This window comes from Novosphingobium sp. (genome assembly GCF_049240505.1).
Taxonomy (GTDB): Bacteria; Pseudomonadota; Alphaproteobacteria; order Sphingomonadales; family Sphingomonadaceae; genus Novosphingobium.
The window spans coordinates 1-1,863 of sequence record NZ_JBMLSM010000004.1; the positions used below are offsets into that span (position 1 = coordinate 1).

At 61.1% G+C, this 1,863-nt stretch carries 2 protein-coding genes; both read right to left on the reverse strand.

The window, feature by feature from the left end; genetic code table 11:
• Positions 1-1,298, reverse strand: a 1,298-nt coding sequence (locus ACOVQ0_RS00245; protein WP_421878511.1) for an HAD-IC family P-type ATPase, incomplete at its 3' end; no start/stop codon positions are given.
• The coding region (locus ACOVQ0_RS00250) for a cation diffusion facilitator family transporter (protein ID WP_421878514.1) at positions 1,291-1,863 on the reverse strand (573 nt) is incomplete at its 5' end. The genes ACOVQ0_RS00250 and ACOVQ0_RS00245, both read right to left, overlap by 8 nt.

Consider the following 1,863-nt stretch of genomic DNA (forward strand, 5'->3'; position numbering starts at 1 on the left):
CGGTCGGTAAAGCGCTGCGTCGGGGATTTTTGCGTCTCCGCTTCGCTCACCATCTTCACAACTTTCGCGAGCGCGCTTTCACTGGAGCGGCGCGTCACCTCAATCTCGATCGCGCCGCTGCCATTGATCGTACCGGCAAATACCCGGCTTTGCGGATCAACCATATCGGGCTTGGCGCGTGCGGCGACCACGTCGGCTACCGGTATCTTGTCGACCGGGATGCTTTCGCCGGTAACGGGCGCCTGGTTGATAGCACTCGTTCCCTTCAGGACGAAGCCGTCGGCGGGCAAGCGCTCGTTCGGACGCACGATGACGATGTCGCCGACCACCATTTGTTCGACGTCGATTTCACTGGTCGCCCCATCGCGGCGCACCGTTGCGGTCTCAGGTGCGAGCTTCGCCAAGGCTTCAATTGCCTTCTTGGCACGGCCCATGGCATAATGCTCCAGCGCGTGTCCGAGACTGAACAGGAACAGAAGTAGTGCGCCTTCGGCCCACGCCCCCAAGGCGGCTGCCCCGGCGGCGGCGACCAGCATCAGGGTGTCGATCTCGAACTTCTTCAACCGAAGGTTGTCAATCGCCTCGCGCAGCGTGAAGAAACCACCGAAAAAATAGGCTGCCATATAGCAGGCGGTCAGGAGCCAAGCGGGCGGACCAGCTATCAGCTTCTCAATTGCGAAGCCGATTCCCAGCAGCGCGCCGCAGGCGAGGGCAAAGATCAGTTCAGTGTTGGGGCCCAGAAAATTAGCGTGGCTGTGATCGTGACCATCACCGGAGCTATGCCGTTCCTCGGCCGCACCATGGCTACCAGCCCCATGATCATGACCGGCATGGTCATCGGCACTGACCCGCTTTTCGATGCCAACCTTGAGTTTGCGAAGGGCCGAAAGCACTTCCTCTTCGGTGGTCTCGCGGCGATCATATTCGACCCGCACAGACCCACCTGAACTGGCGCTGGCCTGTACCACGCCGGGCAAGGCGCAAAGCGCATCGCTGATCGTTCGAGCGCGACGCTCATGGTTGATCCCCGTTGCTTGCCAGATAGCATGGCCATAGCGCTCGGTGATTTCAGCGCCGGCTGCGCGCACGATTTCGCGCAAACGCGGCAAAGGCAGCTTGGCAGCGTCGAAATGGATGCACAGCGCTGCTGGCGTATCGTCGTCGACACAGATGACATGCGCCCGCTCGACGCCTTCGCGCTTCGTCAGCGTTGCTACGAGACGATCGAGACATGCGTCAGCTGCGTCGGGAAGGTCGGGCAATAGCACCGGAATGTCGAGTTCGAGCTTGTCATTCATGACGACCTCCCGTCGTTGTATTGGGTTCGGTGCGTGCGTCGCGCAGGATTTCGAAGCCGCCCTTGATGGCGATGAGGGCGGTAGCGAAACCGACGAGCAAGTCCGGCCAGTTCGTACCCAGCCAGAACACCAGCACGCCGGCAATCAGGATGCCGCCGTTGGAGATGAAGTCGTTGAAGCTGAAAGTGGTCGCGGCCCGGAGATTGACGTCCGGTTCCTTGATGCGTTGAAGCAGCCGAAGGCAGAGGTAGTTTACCGCGCCAGCAATCGCGGACATCACCATCATGGTCGGTCCGATGGGCTCGCTCCCCTGGATAAAGCGCCGCCCGACATCGAGCAGGATGCCCCCCGCAAACAACAGCAGCATGACGCCTGAAGCCATCGCTGCGCGGGTCTTCCATGTCTGACCCCGGGTCAGTGCTACAAGGCTCAGCGCGTAAACGGCCGTATCGGACAGGTTATCGACGCCATTGGCGATCAGCGCGCTCGAATCTGCAACAGCGCCGGTAACAAAGAAGCCCCCCGCGATTGCCGCATTGAGCAGCAGCACGATCCAGAGCGTGCG